The sequence below is a fragment of the uncultured Kordia sp. genome, assembly GCF_947496985.1.
Lineage (GTDB): Bacteria > Bacteroidota > Bacteroidia > Flavobacteriales > Flavobacteriaceae > Kordia.
The window spans coordinates 363,731-386,719 of record NZ_CANMEZ010000001.1 but is presented as its reverse complement, the minus strand read 5'-3'; the positions used below and the strand labels follow the sequence as shown (position 1 = coordinate 386,719).

Genomic DNA, 22,989 nt, shown 5'->3' with positions numbered 1-22,989 from the left:
AATCTATTGAAGAACTCATTTTAATTATTAAAATTAAATGAATTCAATAATTAAGCCAAAACAATTAAATTGCTTTCTGTAATACTTGCAATGCTTTTTTTACAGACGTAATACGATCAAAAGTAAGCAATAAACGCAAGCCGTTTCGGGTTTGTTTTTCTTTCATTGTGCAAATCGATGGATTTTGCTGTACAAACTGTAATATTTGTGTGAAAATAGGACTTTGGTAGAAATCAGATTGTTGATCGGAAATAAAATAACCAACCATCTTTCCTTTTTTCATAATAATTTTTTCCAAACCTAGTTTTGAGGCAATCCATTTCATACGAACCGAATCTAACAAAGCGATAGCAGGTTTTGGTAATGGGCCAAATCTGTCAATAAGTTCATTTTCATAAACTTGCAATTCTTCTTCGGTTTTTAAAACACTTAATTTATTATATAAAACCAAACGTTCTGTTACCGTATTTATGTATGCGTCAGGAAACAACAATTCAAAATCGGTGTCAATTTGCGTTTCTTTTAAAAATACTTTTTCTTTTTTGCTTTCTTGATCTTCATACAAATCTTTAAACTCGTTTTCTTTGAGTTCTTCAATAGTTTCGTTTAATATTTTTTGATAGGTTTCGAATCCGATTTCATTAATAAATCCACTTTGTTCACCACCTAATAAATCTCCTGCACCACGAATTTCTAAATCTTTCATGGCAATATTGAAACCACTTCCTAAAGTTGAAAACTGTACCAATGCATTAATTCGTTTTCGGGCATCTTGTGTCATTACAGAATCTGGAGGCGTAATAAAATAACAAAATGCTTTTTTATTGCTTCGCCCAACACGTCCACGCATCTGATGTAAATCACTTAAGCCAAAATTATTAGCATTATTAATAAAAATTGTATTTGCATTCGGAACATCCAAACCACTTTCAATAATAGTAGTAGAAACCAATACATCAAATTCACCATTCATAAAAGCAAGCATGAGTTTTTCAAGCTTTTTTCCGTCCATTTGTCCGTGTCCGATTCCAATTTTAGCATCTGGAACCAAACGCTGAATCATACCAGCAACTTCTTTAATATTTTCAATTCTGTTATGAATAAAAAATACTTGTCCACCACGCTGAATTTCATAACTCACGGCATCACGAATGGTTTCCTCTTGAAAACGAATTACGTTGGTTTCAATTGGATAACGATTTGGTGGCGGTGTATTAATAACTGATAAATCACGCGCAGCCATCAAGCTAAATTGTAGCGTTCTCGGTATCGGTGTTGCAGTTAAGGTAAGTGTGTCTACATTTTCCTTAATAGTTTTGAGTTTATCTTTTACGGCAACACCAAACTTTTGTTCTTCATCAATAATTAATAAACCAAGGTCTTTAAATTTTACAGCCTTGTTCACCAATTGATGTGTTCCAATAACAATATCAACATTTCCTTTTTCAAGCCCAGAAATTACTTCATTGCGTTGTTTTGTGCTTCTGAAACGGTTTAAATAATCTACTGTAATTGGCATATCAACTAAACGTTCGCTAAATGTTTTAAAATGTTGAAACGCTAAAATAGTTGTCGGAACCAAAATAGCAACTTGCTTTCCATTGTCAACAGCTTTAAATGCAGCTCTGATAGCTACTTCCGTTTTTCCAAAACCAACATCTCCACAAACCAATCTGTCCATCGGACGTTCGCTTTCCATGTCTGCTTTTACATCTTCTGTAGCTTTAGATTGATCGGGTGTATCTTCATAAATAAAAGAAGCTTCTAATTCGTGTTGTAAATGTGTATCAGGGCCGTATTGGATTCCCTTTTTCATGCGTCGTTTTGCATATAATTCAATTAAGTTATATGCAATGTGTTTTACGCGCGCTTTGGTTTTTTGCTTGAGTTTTTTCCAAGCACCTGAACCTAATTTATATATTTTTGGAGCTTTTCCGTCTTTCCCGTTAAACTTTGTAATCTTGTGTAATGAATGAATGCTGAGGTATAAAATATCGCGTTCACCATAAATCAATTTGATGGCTTCTTGTTTCTTTCCTTCGACATCAATCTTTTTTAAACCACCAAATTTCCCAATTCCATGATCAATATGTGTTACATAATCGCCAATTTCTAAATTGGTCAATTCTTTCAGCGTAATGGCTTGTTTTTTAGCATACCCATTTTTTAAGTGAAACTTATGGTAACGTTCAAAAACTTGATGATCTGTGTAGCAAACTACTTTTTGATTGTGATCGATGAATCCTTGATACAACGGAAGTACAATGGTTTCATAATGTACTTTTTGTTCAACATCATCAAAAATATCATGAAAACGCTTGGCTTGTTGCTCACTTACACACGTAATATAATTGGTATATCCTTTTTCGTGATTTTCGTCTAAATTTTCAATTAATAAATCAAATTGACGATTGAATGAAGGTTGTGGCGTTGTATTAAAAGCAATAAAAGTATCTGCTTTTAACAATGGATTTGCTGTTAATTCTACAATAGTGTACTCTAAAAACTGACGTTGCAATAATGTTTTTGTACAGAATAATTCTTCAGGAGTATTGTGTTTGATATCTTCCGATAATTCAGTGAAAGCGGTAGTGGCTTTTCCAAATAATTTATCAATTCGACCTAAAAGTAATTCTGTATTTTTTGCAAAAACGATTGTTTTTCCAGGAATATATTTTAAAAAGCTTTCGCGAGATTCTTGCAAAGCTTTATTTTCAACATTAGGAATAATGCTGATCTTCTTTACCTTTTCTGTAGACAATTGTGTTTCTACATCAAACGTTCGCATGCTATCCACTTCATCGCCAAAAAACTCAATTCGGTACGGTTCATCATTTGAAAACGAATATACATCTACAATTCCACCACGAACCGAAAATTCGCCAGGTTCCGTGACAAAATCTACTCTGTTGAAATTGTATTCAAACAAGGTTTCATTAACAAAATCAATTGATAACTTATCATTCAACGAAATCTTAAGGGTATTTTTTTCTAACTCTTTTCGTGTGACTACCTTTTCAAACAACGCATCTGGATACGTAACAATTAATGAAGGTTTTTTACGTGAATTGATTCTGTTCAAAACTTCTGCACGTAGTAATACATTGGCGTTATCTGTTTCTTCAATTTGATACGGTCTGCGATAGCTTCCAGGATAAAAAAGAACATCTTTATCATTTAACAAATGTTCCAAGTCATTCAGGTAATACGCAGCTTCTTCTTTATCATTCAAAATAAACAAAAATGGCATTTCACTTTGCTTAAAAACTTCGGCAACAGCAAACGACAAACTTGATCCTGTAAGGTCTTTTACATGTACTTTTTCTTGATTTTTGGCAATAGCTTGCCCCAATTTCCTAAGTTCAGGAGATTGTAAAAAATGTTGCGAGATTTTAGCTATACTCACGGTTGAAAAAATTTAGATACAAATATACTATGCTGATATCATAAATTATAAAAAATGTTGTGCAAATTTACTTGCTTAAGTTTTATTTAAAATGGGTTTAATTTTTCACCTTAGAAGTGATTAAAATAAAGTCTTTTAAAACTTGAGAAAAACATATAGATTAAATAATACACTTCTAAAAACTGTTTTAAAGAACAACTTATTTTATAGTATTGTTTTAATTATTTTTTTCTTTATTCTTTGGACTATTAATGGTCTTGAAGAAGTTGAATATTACTTTTTTTTACTTATGATTCTTCCAGGAATCATACTTTTTTTAAACTTTCCAGTTATTTTTCTTTGGACAGATTATTATTATCACAACAAAAAAATGACTGTAGAAATAGATTCTTCATCTAATTTTATAAAAATCAAGGAAAAAAAATGTTCTAAGACATATAAATTTTCAGAAATAGAAACATCAACATATCATTTAGGCAATTATTACGAAAATTTACTTGACAATTTTGGAAAAGAACTAATGTTTCATTCTGATTTTGGATATTGGGACTTGAAATTTAAGAATGGTGATAGATATTATATTTCAAATTTGATTGTTGACTTTTTGCATGAGCATGCTTTTGTAAAAAATACAACGTATCAGTTTAGGGCCTTTCCGTATATAAAAACGTCTAATTCAAAGAAAGCTATTAAATTAAAAAGACAAATAGAAAAAAATGATATTGATAGAATTATAAAAAAGTTTGCCTCTAAAAGTGAAAAAGAGCTTTGTGTAATTTTAAATAATAAAAGTAAATATCAAGAAAATGCTGTAAAAGCAGCAGAAATTGTGTTGAAGAATAAAGGAGTTGATACTAATTGCTAATCAATGATACTAATACTACATTTTTTCAATAATTTAAGAATCTAATTTCACAATAAAAATTATAAAGCAACAGACTATAAAAGACGATAGATTATTTATATTTGCAAGACTAAAAATTAAGAAATGTCTATATCAGATTTATATTCAAGTGGATTTCGTGAAAGAAATCAAGATCATTTTGCAGCAATTGTACGTGTTGCTATGAGTGATGATGTTATTACAGATGAGGAGAAAGCGTTTTTAGATAGAATGGCGAGAAATTTAGATATCTCTGAAAGTAATTACAAAGAAATTTTAAAAGATTACAGATCACATCCAATCAATCCGCCAACAATGTACAACGAGCGTTTGGATCGTTTATATGATTTAACGCGTATGGTATATGCTGATCATGAATTAGGTCCAAAACAAACTGTTATTTTAGAACGTTTAGGAATTGGATTAGGATTTTCTCCTGAAAATGTTTCATATGTTGTGCACAAGGCATTAATGTTAGTAGGTAAAGGAGTTGATTCAGAAGATTTTAAAGACGAAATCAAGAACATGAATCGTTAATCTATAACGACCTACATAAAAACAAAAAAACCGAACTTGAATGAGTTCGGTTTTTTGTTTCTATGCTATTTATAATTCCTGCATAAGCAGGAATCTACTATTTTAAATACTTGTATATTTTCTTCAATAAAGTAGTTTCATCAAATGGTTTTTCAATGATATCATTCATCCCCATTTTCTTATAACGTTTTTTGTCGTCATCAAATAAATTAGCAGTTATTGCTAAGATTGGAATGGTTTTACAGTTTTGAACTGGAAGTGAACGAATCATTTTTGTAAGTTCGTCACCATTAGTTCCTGGCATACGAATGTCCATCAAAATTAAATCGTATTCATTGTGAATAACACTTTCAATCACATCTTCACCATTACTAATAATATCTAAAAAGAAATGTCCTTCTTGTGCTAAAATTTTCAAAACAGCCATTTGTGCTAATTCTGAATCTTCAGCCAACAATATATTGTATTTTTGTTTTGATAAGAAGTTTTTACTTTCAATATCGGACTTGTTTTCTAGCGATGTACTTTCTTGATTGATTGGATATTTAAAATTAATATTCATTTTAAAAGTAGAACCAACACCTTCTTCACTTTCTACAGTGATTTTTCCGTCCATCAAATCAACTAACCCTTTTACAATTGATAATCCGAGTCCTGTACCTGAATATTTTTGAGAATTATTAAGTTGAGTAAAGCTATTAAAAATTAACTCTAATTTTTCAGTAGGAATTCCAATCCCTGTATCTTGTACACTAATGTTTAAGTTTACTTTTCGAGCTCTTCGCTGATTTTGCTGAATAGATAATGTAACTTTTCCTGTGGATGTAAATTTAAATGCGTTTTCTAATAAGTTTTCAAAAACTTGCTTAATGCGCGTTTTATCTCCTTCAAAAAAGCGTGGAATATTTTCATCAAAATCTAACTCAAACTCAATGTTTTTTTGTTTTGCTTTTACGCTATACGTAAACTCTAACATTTCAATGAGCTCATGAAAACTGAATAATTCTTCTTCAATAGTTAGTTTTCCAACTTCAATTTTAGACATTTGTAAAATGTCTCCAATCATATTTTTTAAATGATCTGCAGAAGATTTAATCACTTCTACATAATCTTGTTGTTCTGTAGACATGTTTGTTTTTTGTAATACAGAACAAAACGCTGTAACTCCTGTTAATGGATTGCGTAATTCATGACTGAAGTTAGCGATGAATGTATTTTTAAAGTCTTCTTTTTCTTTGAGATATTTGTTTTGAAGTTCTAATACTTGCGAATTGATTACAGATTCGTTTCTGCTTTGCGCAACTTCTTGATAGTATTTATAATGATCAGAAAAGTCATGTATAATAATCAACGTTGGTTGTTCATTAGCAAACGTTTTAAATTCAATGTCACAGGTAAACTCTTGCTTGTCTCTATTTTCTAAATGAATACAAGTGAATTTAATATCATTGTCCTCGGCAACATCAAAATAGGCTGCAAGTCCTTCGAAAAAAGCACTTAATGTGCCAATGGCATCTCCTTTTTTTAATGAAAATAAAACATTATCACTTTCTAATACGTTTCCTTCTGCATCAATAGTTATAAACTGCGTTCTAGGATGAAAATAGGTTCCTCTATACGTTTCTAACATAGTAATTATTTCACAAGTTCTTTTGCCAATGTTGTAAATAAGTCATCTACTTTATCGCCTGTTTTTGCACTAGTAAAATAGTCAGGTTTTATACCAAATGTATCTTTGTTTTCTTTCAAGTACGTTTTAGTTACTAAATCTGCTTTGTTACCGACAACCTTTAAAGGCGTATTGGTATATTGATTTGTTAAATATTCAATATCGTTTTCTAAATTTTCAAAGGTTGCAGGTCGAGTGATATCAAATACATAAATAAAACCGTGCGTACCAAGTAAATAGGATGCGCGTGTTTTTTTAATATCATCATATCCTTCCAAATCCCAGATAATTAGAGAAACTGTTTCGTCAGGAGCAATTTCGACTTCTTTTTTTAGGATGTGAACTCCAATAGTCACTTTGTAATCAGAAGTAAACGTGTTTTCAACAAATTGTCGAATCAACGAAGACTTTCCTACACCAAAGTGCCCGAGTAAGATTATTTTTTTAGAGGCTTTCATTCGTACTAAAGTAGAATTCTAATTCGTTAGTAATATCTTGTTCTTTAATTTCGCTTAAATCATTGAATAAGTTCAGGAAATTATCGGTAAAATTAAAGATTATATCTTGTATTTTATTTTTAAAGATAAGATTATATTCTCCAGAAATTGCAACTGCAACGTAAAAAGATACAAAGCTCTGAATATGAATGTGATATAATTCATACTCAATAAGCTCTAAATTTTGACTTTTTTCATTAAATGCATCTTCCACAAAGCTTTTAATTGCGGTTAACATTCCAGAAATCATATCTTTGTCAATTGTCTCTGTCTTAGCATATTGACCAATTAATAGACCAGAGTTTTTTTCAATAACTAATACTTGTTCAACTTGCGAAATGGCAGATAATTGGCTTAATAATAATTCTTCTTCCTTTACACCACCAAACCACGATTTAAATTTTCGTTTCCAGCTATTTGCAGAGAAACTGTCTTCCAATTGTTTATTGATGCGCTCCGTAAGTAGACTAATTTCTTGTGAAATATACTTCTTTATCATCTTACCCATAATTGGGTACAATGCTTCTACAACTTGGTCTTTTGAATTTTTAATTTGTTCAGCAAGTGCTTCTGTAATTGTAGGTCCAAGTGTTTCAGGAATTTGCTCTGTAAATTCTTCTAACTTTTCGTCAATAATAGGATTTACCTTGCTTGAAAGCTTTTGTTGCTTGTGAATTAAATCTTCAAGTTGCTTGATTTTATTGTGTATAGATTCAGCATACGCACGATCATCCGTGAGTAATAAATCTTTCAATAACGCTAATTTATCAGCTTCCGTCATAAATACACAGTAAGATTTATGTTGGATTTTATTCTTTTCCTATCTTTTCTCCAAGGCTTACAAGTAATTGTCCTAATTGTCTTCGATCTACTTTTTTCTCGTCTAAATCGTCTAACTTATTTTCCATATTAGCTTCCAATTCTGTAATGCGAATATTTAAGTCAGTACTAAGATTATCAATATTTTGAATCAATTCTGAACGAACTTCTTCAATAAGATTTTCCAATGCTTTCTTTTTGGCAAGAATGTCATTTTTGATATTATCAAACTCAGAATTATACTCTTGAATATTTTCTCCAAAAATTAAATTCTTTATTGCTTCAATCTTAGTTGATGGATCAGAAATGCTTGGATTTTTTTGATCAGCATCGTTGGTATTTTCACCTTTTGTTGCCATTTAGAAGTATTTTATTGTACTAGGGTTTACACAAAAATAGTAATTTTTAGGAAAGTTATTACTTTTCTTGCGAGTTCTTCATAAACTCCTTGGCTTTTTCTACCATTTTACGACTTCCACAAAAGATAGGAACACGTTGATGGAGCTCTGTTGGCTTTATATCCATAATACGTTGAAATCCATCTGTAGCTAGTCCGTTTGCTTGCTCGGCTAAGTACGCCATAGGATTGCATTCATACAATAGACGCAGTTTTCCATTAGGAGCTTTGGAAGTTTGTGGATAAATGTAAATTCCACCTTTAATCAAATTTCTATGGAAATCAGAAACCAATGAACCTATATAACGAGACGTATAGGGTCTGTCTTCTTTCTCTTCTTGGCAATACTTAATGTAATCTTTTACACCTTGTGGGAAATGCGCGTAATTTCCTTCGTTAATAGAATAAATTCGTCCAACTTCTGGAAATTGCATATTTGGATGCGATAAATAGAAAGTTCCAATTGCAGGGTTTAATGTAAAACCATTTACACCATGTCCTGTAGTGTAAACTAACATCGTAGACGTTCCATAAATTACATAACCTGCAGCAACTTGTTGATCTCCTTTTTGTAGAAAATCATCGATAGTTACTGGAGTTCCAACTGGTGTAACTCTTCGGTAAATAGAAAAAATAGTTCCTACAGAAACATTCACATCAATATTAGAAGAACCATCTAACGGATCAATTAAAACCACATATTTATTCTGGTTTTTATCGTCCGAACTATTAATAGCAATAAAATCATCGTTTTCTTCGGAACCAATTCCACAAACAATATTTCTATTCGTTAAGGTTTGAATAAATTTGTCATTTGCATATACATCAAGTTTTTGCTGATCTTCTCCTTGAATATTCGTTTCACCAGCTGCTCCAATAATGTCTACCAAGCCAGCTTTGTTTACTTCGTGGTTTACAACTTTTGCCGCAAGTCTTATAGAATTGATCAATCGGGATAATTCTCCTGAAGAATATTTAAATTCCGTTTGATTTTCAATAATAAATTCTCCTAACGTTTGATTTTTTTTAGCCATTTTGTCTACTTTGTTTCTCAGATCACAAATATCGATAATTTTGTAAAACTATAACGTTTTCGTAAAAATTATAATTTTAGCCTTGTTACCTTTGTGTAAACATTTGTAAAATTATGAACTATACAATCCGAAAAGCAACTGGAAATGATGTAGATGCTATTTTTCGTTTAATTCAAGAATTAGCCATTTTTGAAAAAGAAGAAGATGCTGTTTTAATAACACCAAACGATTTACTGAAAGACGGTTTTGGAACTTCACCAAAGTTTCACTGTTTTGTTGCTGAAACGACAGAAAATACTGAATCAAGTTCAATAAAGCAGATTTTAGGAATAGCATTAGTGTACATGCGCTATTCCACATGGAAAGGAGAAGTATTGCATTTAGAAGACTTAATTGTAAGTGAAAAAGCACGTGGAGAAGGAATTGGCGGTGCATTATTAACCGAAGTTATAAAATTTGGAAATAATTTAGGTGTCAAACGAATTGGTTGGGAAGTATTGGATTGGAATACGCCAGCGATTGAATTTTATGAGCATATTGGCGCAGATGTAAAACGCGATTGGCATGTAGTACAACTAGATGAACGAGGAATTGAACAATATTTGACAAGTAAGAAATTATAAATATAAAATCAGTTATGAGATCTTATTAATTGAAAAACGAGATGCTCTAAAAACATCTCAATTCTCAGTACTAACATCTCTACACTAAAAAAAAGTACAATGAAAATATTCAAATTTGGTGGCGCATCAGTAAAAGATGCAAATGGCGTTAAAAATCTTGTAAAAGTATTACAAGAAGTAGGATACGATAATACACTTATTGTGACTTCTGCTATGGGAAAAACGACCAACGCTATTGAAGTTGTGATTAAAAATTACTTTGATAAAAGTAAGGAATTGCAAGCTTCAATTCAGGAAATTGCCAAATATCATAATGAAATTTTGCTGGAATTATTTCCTAATGAAAATCATCAAATCTTTGCAAAAGTGAAGCAGTTTTTTGAAGAAATGCAAGGTTTTTTAGGAAGAAATAAATCGCCTGATTACAACTATGTATATGATCAATTAGTATCGTTTGGAGAATTAATTTCGACTACAATAGTAAGTGCATATTTAAATAGTGTATCTATTGAAACTACATGGTTAGATGTTCGTGAAATGATCAAAACAGATACGAACTACCGTGATGCAAAAGTGAATTGGGTAATTACACAGGAAAATATTAAACAAAAAATAAACACAAGTAAACTAAATATTACACAAGGTTTTATTGGGAGCGATCCAAATAATTTTACAACAACTTTAGGAAGAGAAGGTTCCGATTATACGGCGGCTATTTTTGCTTATTGTTTAAATGCCGAAAGTGTAACTATTTGGAAAGATGTGCCAGGTGTTTTAAATGCTGATCCACGTTATTTTGAAAATGCACAATTATTGCATAATATATCCTATCGTGAAGCTATTGAGTTAGCTTTTTACGGTGCTTCAGTTATTCATCCAAAAACATTACAACCGCTACAGCGTAAGGAAATTCCATTATATGTAAAGTCATTTTTAAATCCGAAAGGAGAAGGAACCGCGGTAGCAAAAGGAGTTGGGATTACACCAAACATTCCATGTTTTATCGTAAAAAAGAATCAAGTGTTAATTTCATTATCTTCCCTAGATTTCTCGTTTATAGTTGAAGAGAATATCAGTGAAATATTTAAGTTGTTGCATGATTGTAAAATGAAAGTAGATGTTATTCAAAATTCTGCCATTAGTTTTTCGGTTTGTATAGATAATAAGTTTAACAACTTAGAAAAATTACTCAATACCTTACGTTCAAAATTCAAAGTAACACACTATGAAAACGTGTCTTTATATACTATAAGACACTTTACGGAATTGGCAATCAAAGGATTGCAAAAAGATAAAGAAATACTATTAGAACAACGTGCAGAACAAACGATTCAGCTAGTTGTGAAATAAATCACACAAATTAAGGTTGTTTTCCTATATTTGTAATTCGCCTTAAAGTAAATATATGGGATTGGTAACTGCAAAAGAAGTTGCAAAAGCGATCAAATTAGACAAGTACGGCTTCATTGGAACCTTCATAGGTTGGATTTTAATGAAGGTGTTACGTATATCTAATTTGAATAAAATTTATGATAAACATAAGCATCTCAGTGATTTAGAATTTCTAAATGCATTGTTGGATGAGTTTCAGATTAAATTTGAAATTCCAGAGGAAGATTTAAAACGTCTTCCTAAAGATGGCGCGTACATTACAATCTCGAATCATCCACTTGGTGGAATTGACGGAATCTTGTTGCTCAAATTGATGATAGAGCAGCGTCCAGACTATAAAATCATTGCAAATTTCTTATTACACAGAATTGATCCATTGAAACCGTATGTAATGCCTGTAAATCCTTTTGAAGAACACAAAGGAGTGAAATCAAGCTTGGCAGGTTTCAAACAATCAATTATGCACTTACGTGAAGGAAAACCATTAGGGATATTTCCAGCAGGAGAAGTTTCCACCTATAAAGATGGGCGTTTAATTGTAGATAAACCTTGGGAAGAAGCAGCAATGAAGTTGGTGCAAAAAGCAAAAGTGCCAGTAGTCCCAATTTATTTTCATGCAAAAAACAGTCGCATCTTTTACAGACTATCAAAAATTAATGATACGTTCCGAACAGCAAAACTACCTTCAGAATTACTCACACAGAAAAATAGAGTCATAAAAGTACGTATTGGGAAACCGATTTCGTTAAAAGCACAAAATGAATACGATAATCTCCCTGATTTTACAGAGTTTTTACGTAAAAAAACATACATGTTGTCTAATACATATGAGAAGGAAAATCTTCTTAGTAAAGTGCCAACATCATTAAAAATACCAAAAATACCGAAAGCTCCTAAGGAAATTATTACGCCAGTTTCTGCTGAACTCATTCAGGAAGAAGTGGAAGGCTTGTCAAAAAAACATCACTTACTTACAAGTAAAAATTACCAAGTGTTTTTGGCGGAAGCTTCTGAAATTCCAAGTGTATTACGAGAAATTGGACGATTACGTGAAATTACATTCCGAGAAATTGGAGAAGGAACCAATCAAGCAATAGATTTAGATAATTTTGATTATTACTATCACCATATGTTTTTATGGGATAGCGAAGCAAAAGAACTCGCAGGCGCGTATCGAATGGGACTTGGAAGTCAAATTTATGCAAACTACGGAATTGATGGTTTCTATTTGCAAGACTTATTTCGCTTTGAGCCAGAATTACACAAAATGATGAGCGAATCCATTGAAATGGGAAGAGCTTTTATCATCAAAGAATATCAGCAAAAACCAATGCCATTATTCTTACTTTGGAAAGGAATTGTGCATACAACATTACGTCATCCTGAACATAAATACTTAATTGGTGGTGTGAGTATCAGTAATCAGTTTTCAAATTTTTCAAAATCACTGATGATTGAGTTTATGAAATCACACTATTACGATCCATACATTGCACAATATATACATCCTAAAAAAGAATTTAAAGTAAAGCTGAAAGATGCCGATAAAGACTTTATTTTTGATGAAACGGAGGCAGATTTAAACAAGTTTGATAAAATCATTGACGAACTCGAGCCAGGAAGTTTGCGTTTGCCAGTACTTATTAAAAAGTACGTAAAACAAAATGCAAAAGTAATCGCTTTCAATGTAGATCCATTATTCAATAATGCGGTTGATGGATTAATGTATATTCGTATTGCTGATCTTCCAGAAAGTACGGTGAAACCTGTTATGGAAGAATTTCAAGCAGAATTAGAACGTAGGCTAAACGATAACGAAGAAGAGTAAAAGTAGCAATAATCACGCTTTTATAATTTAAGTTCTTTTGAAAACTGAAGCAAAAATTCTTTTCCTTAGTATAGCAGGAATTTATCGTTAAAAATTTTCAAAGCTTTAGAGAAAATTTAGAAAAATACCTCTGGAAAAGTGACCTTTCTTTTGTTTCTTTTCTTTGGATGAAAATAAAAACAATAAATGAGATCTTTATCATAAAAACAATTCGAGATGTTTCAAGTCTTGAATGATAAAAATAAAAATACATGAAAATAATATCGTACAACGTAAACGGAATTCGCGCAGCTATCAAAAAAGGTTTCATGGAATGGTTGCAACAAGCAAATCCAGATGTGATTTGTTTACAGGAAATCAAAGCACTCAAAGAACAACTCGATTTAGAAATTTTTGAACAAGCCGGTTATAAATATAATTATTGGTTTAGTGCGCAAAAAAAAGGCTATAGTGGCGTTGCAATTCTCTGTAAAGAAGAGCCAAATCATGTGGAATACGGAACGGGAATTGAAACCATGGACTTTGAAGGGCGTAACTTGCGTGTAGATTACGATAACATTTCTATCATGAGCATGTATTTGCCATCAGGAACCAATGATGCACGACTTAGCTTTAAGTTTCAATACATGGATGAAATCAAAGAATATTTGACAAAATTACGTGCCGAATTACCAAATTTGGTGGTTTGTGGCGACTACAATATTTGTCATGAAGCAATAGATATTCATAACCCAAAAATGAAAGGTGTTTCTGGATTTTTGCCAGAAGAACGCGCTTGGATTGGAAGTTTTATTGATAGTGGATTTATTGATTCGTTTCGTCACTTAAACAAAGAGCCAGATCATTACAGTTGGTGGAGTTATCGCGCCAATGCGCGTGCTAACAACAAAGGTTGGCGTATTGATTACAACATGGTTAGTGAACCATTGAAGGATAATATTGCCAGAGCAACTATTTTGCCTGAAGCCAAGCATTCCGATCATTGCCCGATTTTAGTAGAGATCAGTATGTAGCTTTTACATTCTTGAGTAGCAGGAATCTATAATTAGTAATTTATCTAAAATAAAAATGATAGTTTGGGCATTTCCTCCGACAAATCGGAGGTCGGGCTTTCACTAGTCGCTTTTTGGAATATTATTTAATTTGTCATATCGAGCGCAGTCGAGATACAGCATCTCACAAAGAGCTCCAACAATAGCTCTATCCTTAATGCAAAATCGAAGAACAACGAAAATTTGCTAAAAAATAAAAACCGAAAAAGAAAAATTAGCATATGAAATACACCACATTACAAAATACAGATATAAAAGTTAGTAAAATTTGCCTAGGAACAATGACTTGGGGAAATCAAAACACAGAAGCTGAAGGTCATGAGCAAATGGATTTTGCTTTTGATAAAGGAGTTAACTTTTTTGATACTGCAGAATTATACCCTGTGCCAGCAACTGCAGAGACATATGCTGAAACTGAACGTGTCATTGGAACTTGGTTCAAAAAAACAGGAAACCGAGATAAAGTAGTTTTAGCTTCCAAAATTGCAGGTCCAGGCGATTATACAGCACATATTAGAACCAGCGGATTTAGCCCAGAAGCGATCAAAGATGCTGTGGAAAACAGTTTAAAACGTTTACAAACAGATTACCTTGATTTATACCAATTGCACTGGCCAGAACGTCAAGCAAACTTCTTTGGACAACGTGATTATGTGCACAATCCAAACGATCCTTGGGAAGATAATTTTCATAAAAGTTTAGCTACCTTAGATGAACTGATTAAAGAAGGGAAAATTCGTCAAGTTGGAATTTCCAATGAAACACCTTGGGGAGCAATGCGCTATATAGAAGAGTCTAAAAAAGGATTGCCACGTATGGTTACCATTCAAAATGCGTACTCTTTATTGTGTAGAAGTTTTGAAACTGGTTTGGCAGAAGTTGCCATGCGTGAAAACATAGGTTTATTAGCGTATTCACCATTAGGTTTTGGAGTGTTGTCTGGGAAATATTTAGGTGGAAAAATGCCTGAAAATGCTCGTTTAACCTTGTTTCCGCGTTTTACACGTTACAGTGGAGAGGAAGCGACAAAAGCAACGGAAAAATATCTTGAATTGGCGCAAAAGCACGGTTTAAGTTTGCCACAAATGGCATTAGCATTTGTAAATCAACGACCATTTTTAACAAGTAATATTATTGGGGCAACTAATATTACACAATTAGAAGAAAACATAGGAAGTGTCAATATAGAATTGTCCGATGAAATTGTTGGAGAAATCAATGCAATTCATAATAGTATTCCAAATCCGGCACCTTAAAAATAGATTGCCTCGCTTTTAGACTCGTTCTTGCGTAGGTGGGAATCTATAGTTTTATAGTTGGATTCTGTATCAAGTGCAGAATGATAAAATAAATAGAAACTAAAAAAGGGAATAGACAGTACGCCATATTCCCTTTCTTGGTTTTTTAGGTAATCTTACAGATAATTAACTCTGCATGATACGTGAATATTGTTTATTAAGAATACTTTAAGGTTTATTTTCGATAAAACGAATACTTTAAAGGATAATATCGAATCCCTTAATCTTTGAATTCTTTATTTTTCAATTTTTTAATAATGTCAAAACAAGTATGATACAAGATCTTCAATTCTGGATACTAATATAATTTCTATGTTTGTATTTTGAAGTGATATTTTGTTGTGTTTTGAAGTAAAGAAACGCTTGAATCCAAGTTTTTCAGCTTCTAAAATGCGTTGATCAATTCTATTTACAGGACGAATTTCGCCAGCCAATCCAATTTCGGCGGCAAAACAATCAGCTTTTGAAATTTCTTCATCTTCATTGCTTGATAAAATTGCAGCAATAACAGCTAAGTCAATTGCAGTATCATCAATACTAATTCCACCAGTAATATTTAAAAACACATCTTTTGCAGCTAGTTTAAAACCTGCACGTTTTTCCAATACCGCCAATAGCATATTTAGGCGTTTTGCATTGTAGCCTGTGGTACTTCGTTGTGGAGTTCCATAAACTGCGGTGCTTACCAACGCTTGAATTTCTATCATTAACGGACGCGCACCTTCTAAAGTTGCTGCAATGGCAGTTCCGCTAAGTTCGTCCGCGTTTTTCGAAATTAGTATTTCTGACGGATTGCTCACTTCGCGTAAGCCATCAGATAACATTTCATAAATTCCTAATTCAGAAGTAGAACCAAAACGATTTTTTAAGGAACGCAAAATACGATACACATGATTTCGATCACCTTCAAACTGTAAAACTGTGTCTACCATGTGTTCTAAAATCTTTGGGCCAGCAATATGTCCATCTTTGGTAATGTGTCCAATTAATAACACGGGAGTTCCGCTTTCTTTGGCAAATTTTATCAACTCTGTTGTGCATTCTCTAATCTGAGAAATGCTTCCTGCAGATGATTCTATATAATCAGAATGTAAGGTTTGGATGGAATCAATGATGACAATATCAGGTTCAATTTCGCCAATTTGTTTGAAAATATTTTGCGTTTTTGTTTCCGTCAACACAAAACAATTGGAGTTTTTTTGACTGATACGTTCGGCGCGCATTTTAATTTGTTTCTGGCTTTCTTCTCCAGAAACATATAATGTTTTGTATGGTAACTTGAGTGAAATTTGTAATAGCAACGTACTTTTTCCAATACCAGGTTCGCCACCTAAAAGTATGAGTGAGCCAGGTACAATACCGCCTCCTAATACTCTATCTAATTCTTGGTCGGAAGTTGGTAAGCGTTTTTCTGTGGTAGAACTTATTTCGTGAATCAATGTAGGTTTTGAAACTCTAGAAGTGCTTTTTTCTTTACTTTGCCAATTGGCTTTTACTTCTTTTTGAATCACTTCTTCTACAATGGAATTCCATTGTTTGCATGAAGTACATTGTCCTTGCCATTTTGCAAATTGAGATCCACAATTTTGACAGAAAAAGGTTGTTTTTACTTTTGCCATATTACCAACCGAAGTCTTGTTTTAGTTTTTCAGCCTTATCAAGCATTAAATCTTTTGTAATAAAATCAATAGCATTCATGCTGAATCCATTTTGATACATGCGTAATGCTTTTTTAGGCTTCTCATCTTTTTCGTAGAATTCTCCCATAAAAAAGTGAAATAATGCAGTGTCTGGATATTCTTTCTTGCCAAGCTTTGCTAATAATTTTAAGTCTTCTAGATTATCTTTTTTGCGAACAGCAGAGTAGATTGCCATAAAATCATTTACCGAAACACGTTTTTCAAACCCAAAAAGATCTTTGATTGTTTTGTATTTATCTGTTAAATATAAAAACGGAGATGTATTTAGTTTTGAAATGGTTTCTTTGTATTCTTTTACGCTAATTGGTCGATACATAGAAAATATTTGACTCATTGCTCTTGGAATAGCTTGTACAGCTAATGAGTTGTGATTTGCTTCTGTGAAATCGTCGTAATAGTAAAAAATATTGTCTTTTTTTAATTCCTTTAAAGAAGCATTTAATGCGCGAATTCTTTGAGCGTCTTTTTTATTGTCTTCTTCCGCTGTAGCGAGATAGAAAAACTTTTTAGTTTCAAATTCGTTCAAACGTGTTACAATTCTGTCTTCCATTTTAGGCGCAAATGAAGGACTTAAGTTAATGTATGCATCAAACAATGGAACTTCTTTAAATAAGAAGTAATTGATGAAATTTGCAGTATGATCGTGTCCAACAATCATTTTGAAGTTTGCTGTATTGTAATTTTTTTCTATATACGGAATCAATTCCATGCCTATGAATTCAAAAAACTTGTTTCCTTTTTCGGTTGGTAATCCGCTTGCATCTTCGTACATGCAATCGCGTTGACGGTCATCTGCTTTGCTTTGATTGATTCCAACAACAATAGATTCTGGCATTTCATCCCAATAGCTATAAAATCGTGTATTTGCTACAACGCTTTCAAAGAGATAATTCGCGTCAAGCACAACAATAATAGGATATACTTTTTCATCTGAATACCCTTGCGGTATATACAGTTGAATATCTCTAGTTTCATTAAGTTTTTTAGATTTAAATTGTTCAGCTTTTGTTTGTGCATTTGTGTAGGTAATGCATGCAAATGCAATAAGTAGTACGATGTACTTTTTCATGATATAGAAATAGGTTGGTTTACGATAGCAAGGTAAAGATTATTTTTTGCTATTAAAAATAGGTAAATAAAGAAATGATAATCCGCCAATAATTATAATCATTAAGGTTTGTGATGCCCACATAATCCAACCGAAAGCTTCACCAAGTGTTTCTGGAATGTTGAATAAAGAAAATGCAGCGGCAATTGCTATTGGATACGCGCCAATTCCTCCATTGGTAACGGCAATGCTAAAACTTCCTGCAATAAATGCAATTACAATAGCGCCAAGCGGAACATTTCCTTGTAAGTCTACTACAGATAACATGGTAATGTAAAACATGAGTATATACATTGCCCAAATGAAAAAAGTGTGGAATATAAACGCCCATTTGTGCTTCATTTTTAGAATGCTGGTAGCTCCTTCATACACACCAATAATAAAGTTTTTAATTTTGAGTGGAATGCCTTTTTTTGCTTTTTTAATGAATATGATGAGTGCGATTCCGCCAATGATTCCTGTTGAGAGTATAATAATAATTAAGGTAAGGTCGAACTTTTTCATGAGTAAGCTCCAAATGAAATCAAACTGCATAAATAATGTAATAGTAATGACTAAAAGCATCACTATTAAATCGGCAACACGTTCAGCAACAATAGTTCCAAAGCCTTTTTCAAAAGGAATACCTTCGTAGTTTGTTAATGTCAATGCGCGTAGAGCTTCTCCTGATCTTGGAACTCCTAAGTTAGCTAAGTATGCAACAAAAACAGCCATCACGCTATTAGGGTATTTAGGCTTGTAGCCCATAGGTTCTAACATGTAGCGCCAACGATACGCGCGCGATAGGTGACTTATAATTCCGCAAAAAACACCAAGAGCTACCCAAGTATAATCTGCTTTTTCAAAATGATTGATCAGCTCATCAAGTGGAGTTTTGGACAGTGAGTACCAAACTAAAAAAACTCCCAAAAAAATCGGGAGTACTATTTTTAATAATTTTGATATTGATTTTTTCAACTATGTGAGTGTGTTATCTGCTTCGTTAGGGAAAACCAATGCAGGTTTAAATACTTTTGCTTCTTCAATATGCATCATAGCATATGTGATTAGAATAAGTACATCACCTTTCGCAACTTTTCGAGCAGCAGCACCATTTAAGGTAATTTCTCCACTTCCTCTTGGACCTGGAATGGCATATGTTTCTAACCGTTCACCATTGTTGTTGTTTACAATTTGAACCTTTTCTCCTTGAATAATATTAGCGGCATTCATAAGGTCTTCATCAATTGTGATACTTCCAATATAGTTTAAATCGGCTCCTGTTACTTTTACTCTGTGTATCTTAGATTTTACTACGTGTATTTGCATGGGGTAAAGTTAATGATTTTAAAGTTTTTAATTCAGTGCAATGTTGTCAATTAAGCGAATGTTTTCAATAAAAGCAGCAATGAATATGCGATACGTTTCGTTTTTGGATTTTCGTTGTACAGTTTTTAAGTTTTTAATGTTTGCAATTTCAACGTATTCCAATGTTAACAACGGATGTTTTTCAAATTGTTGCTGAACCCATTCCTTTACTTTGTTTGCACTTTTTGTGCCAAACTTTTCCTTGGCTTGTAATAGTGTTTTGTAAATAAAAGCACTTTCTTTTTTTGCATGTTCAGATAAGCGTTGATTTCTAGAACTCATAGCTAGGCCTGATGCTTCTCTAAATATATCACAACCTACCACATTAACAGGTAATTTGTATTTGGAAGCTAATTTTTTAACAATCATCAATTGCTGAAAATCTTTTTCTCCAAAATAGGCACTATCAGGTGTAATAATTTCAAAAAAGCGTTTTACAATAGTGCCGACTCCGTCAAAATGCCCTGTTCTAAATTTTCCTTCCATTTCAAATTCGAGCCCATCAAAACTGAATTTTTCAGAATTTACACCGGAATTATAGATATCTTCAACACTAGGAGCATACACAAACACATTATTTTCTAAAGTTTTTAATAACGAAACATCAGCGTCTAAAGTTCTTGGATATTTTTGTAAATCAGTAGCGTTGTCAAACTGAGTTGGGTTTACAAAAATACTAACAAAAACAATGTCGTTGCCAGTCATAGCGTTCTTTACAAGCGATAAGTGTCCTTCATGAAGTGCACCCATTGTAGGCACGAAACCAATCTTTTTTCCTTGAGATTTTTGTTCTTCTATGAATGGTTTTAAGGTGTTTTGTGTATAGTGTATAGTCATTTTGCAAAAAATTAACAGCTTGCAAATTTAATATATTACTGTTAATCTGCATAATTTTTGTAATTTTGCATGTTTTACGCTTAATATTAAAGGAAAAGTATTTTTATGAATAATAAAAGAGTCTTATACGTTTCATCTGAGGTAGTGCCATATTTGCCAGAAACAGAAATTTCGTCAATGTCGTTTGAAGCACCAAAAATGGTAAACAGTAAAGGTGGGCAAATTAGGATATTTATGCCACGTTTTGGAAATATCAATGAAAGAAGACATCAGTTGCATGAAGTAATTCGCTTATCAGGAATGAACTTAGTCATTAATGATATGGATATGCCATTAATTATTAAAGTAGCTTCTATTCCAAAAGAAAGAATTCAGGTGTATTTTATTGATAATGAAGAATACTTCAAGCGTAAAGCTACATTTACAGATGAGGAAGGGAATTTGTTTCCAGATAATGATGAACGCGCTATTTTCTTTGCAAAAGGTGTGATTGAAACTGTGAAAAAATTAAATTGGGCTCCAGATATCATTCACGTTCATGGTTGGATGGCTTCTTTATTGCCTTTATATTTAAGAAAATATTATAAAGATGAACCATTGTTTACAGACAGTAAAATTGTAACTTCGGTTTATAAACAAGAATTTGATGGAACTTTAGATAAAGAAATGCTAAATAAAATCAAGTTTGATAATATCGGTGATGGTAATGTGGAAATATTAGCTGAGCCAAACTACTCTAACCTTCTAAAAGTTGCTGTGGATCATTCGGATGCCGTGGTAATTGCATCTGAGGAAATTCCTGCTGATGTTCAAGACTATCTCACAGGCATTGAAAAGCCAGTCCTTGAATATAAAAACAGTGAAGAATTTGCCGATGCGTACACAGATTTTTACAATACAAAAGTTTTAAATTAGGTTAATTAAATTACACTATGAACAAATTGAAGAAGACACTCACTAGTGCCTCAGTAGTATTATTAATACTTGTAGGCTTTATTGCGTGCGACGATGAATTTAGTACAGTTGGAGGTGAGATTATTGAAAATAATAATTTTACTACGAATCTTTATGATGAAACAGTGCTAGATGTTTCTAACAGACGTATGTCGCCAGTACAAACAAATGGTTTGCCTGTGTATCAACTAGGTAAAAACATCAATGGTATTTATGGCGATATAATGACTAGCCTTACAGTACAAGCAAACCTAGTTTCGGGAAATGAAAATCCTGAATTTGGAGAAAAGACCCAAGAAGAAGAGGATGCGGATGCTACAGATCTAGAAGAAGAGGAAGAGGTTACCAAAGTATACTTAAATATTCCTTATTTCAGTAACAGTACAGTAGAAAGTGATGGAAGTATTACAACAGCTGTTGATTCTGTTTATGGAGATAGAACAGTTCCTTTTTTACTTACGGTAAAAGAATTTACATACTTCCTTAGAAGTGTAGATGAAGATGGAAATCAGCAAGCATACTATTCTGATGAAGATTTTTCATCTTTTACAGGGCAAACGTTGTTTCAGGGAGATGTTTTACTTAGTGAAGATCAAGTAGAAGTTACAGAAATTGACAATGAAACTGGAGAAGAAGTAGTTGTTGAAACTTTATCACCACGATTAAGAGTAGAGCTTGATACACAATTCTTTCAAGAGCGAATTATAGATAACGAAGGAAGTATAAAACTTTCGAATAACAACGTATTTAGAGCAGAAGACTTGTTTAGAGGTTTGCATATCTCAATAGGGCAAGATTCAAACTTGTTAATGTTACTCGATTTCCAAAATGCTGACATTGTTATTGAATATCAATATAAAAAGTTGGAAACACAAGGAAATGATGATCCAGATGATGATGATATCATAGTTCAAACTGGTTCATACGCATTGAGCTTATCTTCAGGAAATATTGTAAATACATTTACACCATTAGGAACGTTTCCAGATGTTGAAGCATCAAATGATAATATTTACCTGAAAGGTGGACAAGGTTCTATGGCTGTTTTAGATCTTTTCGGACCTGATAATGATAACAATGGTATTGCCGATCAGTTAGAAGAGATAAGAGAAGAAAATTGGATAATCAATGATGCAAACTTGGTATTTCATATAAATGAAAGTGAGCAAGGTAGTGAGCAAGATCCGCAACGAATCTATTTATATAATATGGATGATAACATTCCATTAGAAGATTACGATGCTGATTTAACGGTAAGTGCTACATCTCCAGGGCTTTCTAAAATTTTACATGGTGGAATTTTAGAACGTGATGAAAGTGGAGAAGGTGTTCGATACAAAATTAGACTTACAGAGCATATTAACAATCTTGTTAGAAAAGATTCAACCAACAAAAGACTTGGATTGGTTTCTTCTTCTGATATTCGTATTGTTACAAGTGGTCGTGAAAATACTGGAAGTTCAGAACAAGAATTTATCCCAACAGTATCAAACATGAATCCATTTGGAACTGTATTATATGGAAATACTGCTGCTTCACCAGCAGACAAACGACTAACTTTAGAAATATTTTATACAATCCCAGAAACTAATTAATATCAATAATTAA

At 32.5% G+C, this 22,989-nt stretch carries 20 protein-coding genes; 9 read left to right on the top strand and 11 right to left on the bottom strand.

The genetic code is table 11. The annotated features are described in order from the left end of the window. Positions 1–64: 64 nt before the first annotated feature. Positions 65–3,406 carry a transcription-repair coupling factor gene (mfd, locus tag Q0828_RS01920; RefSeq protein ID WP_298417226.1) on the bottom strand — a complete coding sequence of 1,114 codons (3,342 nt, stop codon included), beginning with the start codon at positions 3,404–3,406 and terminating at the stop codon, positions 65–67. A 370-nt stretch (positions 3,407–3,776) separates the two neighbouring features. Between mfd and Q0828_RS01915 the strand changes: the two genes are divergently transcribed. After that, positions 3,777–4,271 (top strand): hypothetical protein, encoded by a 495-nt coding sequence (locus Q0828_RS01915; RefSeq protein ID WP_298417224.1) that lies wholly within the window; start codon positions 3,777–3,779, stop codon positions 4,269–4,271. A gap of 123 nt (positions 4,272–4,394) precedes the next feature. Further along, positions 4,395–4,826, top strand: coding sequence for a TerB family tellurite resistance protein (locus Q0828_RS01910; RefSeq protein ID WP_298417223.1), 432 nt, complete (start codon positions 4,395–4,397; stop codon positions 4,824–4,826). 97 nt (positions 4,827–4,923) lie between these two features. On the opposite strand, the gene Q0828_RS01905 is transcribed toward Q0828_RS01910, so the two are convergent. The 5 genes from Q0828_RS01905 to fbp are packed head-to-tail and all read right to left on the bottom strand — an operon-like array spanning position 4,924 to position 9,242. Next, entirely contained in the window at positions 4,924–6,456 is a 1,533-nt protein-coding gene (locus Q0828_RS01905) for an ATP-binding protein (RefSeq protein WP_298417222.1), read from the bottom strand. Positions 6,457–6,461: 5 nt separating this feature from the next. Then, positions 6,462–6,953 carry a Rab family GTPase gene (locus tag Q0828_RS01900; protein WP_298417221.1) on the bottom strand — a complete coding sequence of 164 codons (492 nt, stop codon included), beginning with the start codon at positions 6,951–6,953 and terminating at the stop codon, positions 6,462–6,464. Beyond that, positions 6,940–7,773, bottom strand: a complete 834-nt coding sequence (locus tag Q0828_RS01895; RefSeq protein ID WP_298417219.1) for a cell envelope biogenesis protein OmpA — start codon at positions 7,771–7,773, stop codon at positions 6,940–6,942. The genes Q0828_RS01900 and Q0828_RS01895 overlap by 14 nt, the downstream gene beginning before the upstream one ends. Before the next feature lie 28 nt (positions 7,774–7,801). Beyond that, positions 7,802–8,170: a fructose 1,6-bisphosphatase gene (locus Q0828_RS01890; protein ID WP_298417217.1), complete on the bottom strand. Its 369-nt coding sequence runs from the start codon at positions 8,168–8,170 to the stop codon at positions 7,802–7,804. A 58-nt stretch (positions 8,171–8,228) separates the two neighbouring features. Further along, positions 8,229–9,242, bottom strand: a complete 1,014-nt coding sequence (fbp, locus tag Q0828_RS01885) for a class 1 fructose-bisphosphatase (RefSeq protein WP_298417215.1) — start codon at positions 9,240–9,242, stop codon at positions 8,229–8,231. A gap of 113 nt (positions 9,243–9,355) precedes the next feature. On the opposite strand from fbp, the gene Q0828_RS01880 reads away from it, so the two are divergent. The 5 genes from Q0828_RS01880 (at position 9,356) to Q0828_RS01860 (ending at position 15,393) form a co-directional block, all read left to right on the top strand. Continuing rightward, positions 9,356–9,865 carry a GNAT family N-acetyltransferase gene (locus Q0828_RS01880; protein WP_298417213.1) on the top strand — a complete coding sequence of 170 codons (510 nt, stop codon included), beginning with the start codon at positions 9,356–9,358 and terminating at the stop codon, positions 9,863–9,865. A 99-nt stretch (positions 9,866–9,964) separates the two neighbouring features. Beyond that, positions 9,965–11,215, top strand: coding sequence for an aspartate kinase (locus Q0828_RS01875; protein ID WP_298417212.1), 1,251 nt, complete (start codon positions 9,965–9,967; stop codon positions 11,213–11,215). 55 nt (positions 11,216–11,270) lie between these two features. Next, positions 11,271–13,085: a GNAT family N-acyltransferase gene (locus Q0828_RS01870; protein ID WP_298417211.1), complete on the top strand. Its 1,815-nt coding sequence runs from the start codon at positions 11,271–11,273 to the stop codon at positions 13,083–13,085. A gap of 251 nt (positions 13,086–13,336) precedes the next feature. Further along, the gene (locus Q0828_RS01865) at positions 13,337–14,098 is read left to right on the top strand and encodes an exodeoxyribonuclease III (RefSeq protein WP_298417210.1); all 762 of its coding nucleotides are present in this window, start codon (positions 13,337–13,339) and stop codon (positions 14,096–14,098) included. Between the two features lie 260 nt (positions 14,099–14,358). Continuing rightward, positions 14,359–15,393, top strand: a complete 1,035-nt coding sequence (locus Q0828_RS01860) for an aldo/keto reductase (protein ID WP_298417208.1) — start codon at positions 14,359–14,361, stop codon at positions 15,391–15,393. A gap of 302 nt (positions 15,394–15,695) precedes the next feature. Here the strand turns inward: Q0828_RS01860 and radA are convergent, their stop codons facing one another. Genes radA through panC form a run of 5 tightly spaced genes read right to left on the bottom strand, consistent with a single transcriptional unit; the run spans position 15,696 to position 20,427 of the window. Then, a complete protein-coding gene (gene radA, locus Q0828_RS01855; protein WP_298417206.1) occupies positions 15,696–17,054 on the bottom strand; it encodes a DNA repair protein RadA in 1,359 nt (452 codons plus the stop codon). Position 17,055: 1 nt separating this feature from the next. Beyond that, a complete protein-coding gene (locus Q0828_RS01850) occupies positions 17,056–18,204 on the bottom strand; it encodes an alpha/beta hydrolase-fold protein (protein ID WP_298417204.1) in 1,149 nt (382 codons plus the stop codon). A gap of 39 nt (positions 18,205–18,243) precedes the next feature. Continuing rightward, entirely contained in the window at positions 18,244–19,200 is a 957-nt protein-coding gene (locus tag Q0828_RS01845) for a lysylphosphatidylglycerol synthase transmembrane domain-containing protein (RefSeq protein ID WP_298417203.1), read from the bottom strand. Beyond that, entirely contained in the window at positions 19,201–19,551 is a 351-nt protein-coding gene (gene panD / locus Q0828_RS01840; protein ID WP_298417202.1) for an aspartate 1-decarboxylase, read from the bottom strand. 27 nt (positions 19,552–19,578) lie between these two features. Further along, positions 19,579–20,427, bottom strand: coding sequence for a pantoate--beta-alanine ligase (gene panC, locus Q0828_RS01835; protein ID WP_298417201.1), 849 nt, complete (start codon positions 20,425–20,427; stop codon positions 19,579–19,581). Positions 20,428–20,532: 105 nt separating this feature from the next. Between panC and Q0828_RS01830 the strand changes: the two genes are divergently transcribed. Both Q0828_RS01830 and Q0828_RS01825 read left to right on the top strand, forming a co-directional pair. Next, a complete protein-coding gene (locus Q0828_RS01830) occupies positions 20,533–21,342 on the top strand; it encodes a glycogen/starch synthase (RefSeq protein WP_298417200.1) in 810 nt (269 codons plus the stop codon). A gap of 26 nt (positions 21,343–21,368) precedes the next feature. Beyond that, positions 21,369–22,976, top strand: coding sequence for a DUF4270 domain-containing protein (locus tag Q0828_RS01825; RefSeq protein WP_298417198.1), 1,608 nt, complete (start codon positions 21,369–21,371; stop codon positions 22,974–22,976). Positions 22,977–22,989 lie beyond the last annotated feature (13 nt).

Bases quoted from the DNA above. Each gene is read 5' to 3' on its own strand.
- Q0828_RS01915 (WP_298417224.1), top strand. From the start codon at position 3,777: ATGACTGTAGAAATAGATTCTTCATCTAATTTTATAAAAATCAAGGAA.
- Q0828_RS01910 (WP_298417223.1), top strand. From the start codon at position 4,395: ATGTCTATATCAGATTTATATTCAAGTGGATTTCGTGAAAGAAATCAA.
- Q0828_RS01905 (WP_298417222.1), bottom strand. From the start codon at position 6,456: ATGTTAGAAACGTATAGAGGAACCTATTTTCATCCTAGAACGCAGTTT.
- Q0828_RS01900 (WP_298417221.1), bottom strand. From the start codon at position 6,953: ATGAAAGCCTCTAAAAAAATAATCTTACTCGGGCACTTTGGTGTAGGA.
- Q0828_RS01895 (WP_298417219.1), bottom strand. From the start codon at position 7,773: ATGACGGAAGCTGATAAATTAGCGTTATTGAAAGATTTATTACTCACG.
- Q0828_RS01890 (WP_298417217.1), bottom strand. From the start codon at position 8,170: ATGGCAACAAAAGGTGAAAATACCAACGATGCTGATCAAAAAAATCCA.
- fbp (WP_298417215.1), bottom strand. From the start codon at position 9,242: ATGGCTAAAAAAAATCAAACGTTAGGAGAATTTATTATTGAAAATCAA.
- Q0828_RS01880 (WP_298417213.1), top strand. From the start codon at position 9,356: ATGAACTATACAATCCGAAAAGCAACTGGAAATGATGTAGATGCTATT.
- Q0828_RS01875 (WP_298417212.1), top strand. From the start codon at position 9,965: ATGAAAATATTCAAATTTGGTGGCGCATCAGTAAAAGATGCAAATGGC.
- Q0828_RS01870 (WP_298417211.1), top strand. From the start codon at position 11,271: ATGGGATTGGTAACTGCAAAAGAAGTTGCAAAAGCGATCAAATTAGAC.
- Q0828_RS01865 (WP_298417210.1), top strand. From the start codon at position 13,337: ATGAAAATAATATCGTACAACGTAAACGGAATTCGCGCAGCTATCAAA.
- Q0828_RS01860 (WP_298417208.1), top strand. From the start codon at position 14,359: ATGAAATACACCACATTACAAAATACAGATATAAAAGTTAGTAAAATT.
- radA (WP_298417206.1), bottom strand. From the start codon at position 17,054: ATGGCAAAAGTAAAAACAACCTTTTTCTGTCAAAATTGTGGATCTCAA.
- Q0828_RS01850 (WP_298417204.1), bottom strand. From the start codon at position 18,204: ATGAAAAAGTACATCGTACTACTTATTGCATTTGCATGCATTACCTAC.
- panD (WP_298417202.1), bottom strand. From the start codon at position 19,551: ATGCAAATACACGTAGTAAAATCTAAGATACACAGAGTAAAAGTAACA.
- panC (WP_298417201.1), bottom strand. From the start codon at position 20,427: ATGACTATACACTATACACAAAACACCTTAAAACCATTCATAGAAGAA.
- Q0828_RS01830 (WP_298417200.1), top strand. From the start codon at position 20,533: ATGAATAATAAAAGAGTCTTATACGTTTCATCTGAGGTAGTGCCATAT.